This is a genomic window from Nostoc sp. T09 (assembly GCF_002154695.1).
GTDB lineage: Bacteria > Cyanobacteriota > Cyanobacteriia > Cyanobacteriales > Nostocaceae > Aulosira.
This window is the reverse complement of the sequence record NZ_MTAV01000245.1, coordinates 1724-2255: the sequence shown is the minus strand read 5'-3', so window position 1 is coordinate 2255 and position 532 is coordinate 1724. Positions and strand designations below refer to the sequence as shown.

At 46.2% G+C, this 532-nt stretch carries 1 protein-coding gene; it reads right to left on the bottom strand.

Features of this window, described 5'->3' with window-relative positions; all coding sequences use genetic code 11:
- Positions 1 to 532, bottom strand: a 532-nt coding sequence (locus tag BV372_RS38115; RefSeq protein WP_256973616.1) for a tetratricopeptide repeat protein, incomplete at both ends; no start/stop codon positions are given.

The window sequence follows — 532 nt, the reverse complement described above, 5'->3', positions numbered from 1 at the left end:
CTTGTCACCCGCCGCACGATACAGTGGCAGTGCAGTATTGTAATATTCCAAGGCTTTGAGCTTTTCCCCTAAAGCAGAGTAAGCTGTGCCGAAACTAACCAGAGTAGTAGCTTCTCCACTCTTGTCGCCCACTGCACGATACAGTGGTAGTGCAGTATTGTAATATTGCAATGCTTTTTGCTTTTCCCCTAAAGCGTCATACACTCTACCAAAACTAACCAGAGTAGTAGCTTCCCCACCCTTGTCGCCCACTGTACGATACAGCGGTAGTGCAGTATTGTAATATTGCAATGCTTTTTGCTTTTCCCCTAAAGCGGAGTAAGCTGTGCCGATATTATTCAGAGTAGTAGCTTCCCCACCCCTGTCACCCACCGCACGATACAGTGGTAATGCAGTATTGTAATATTTTAATGCTTTGGGCTTTTTCCCTAAAGCGGAGTAAACTGCGCCGAAACTAACCAGAGTAGTAGCTTCCCCACGCTTGTCGCCCACTGCACGATACAGTGGTAGTGCAGTATTGTAATATTCCAAT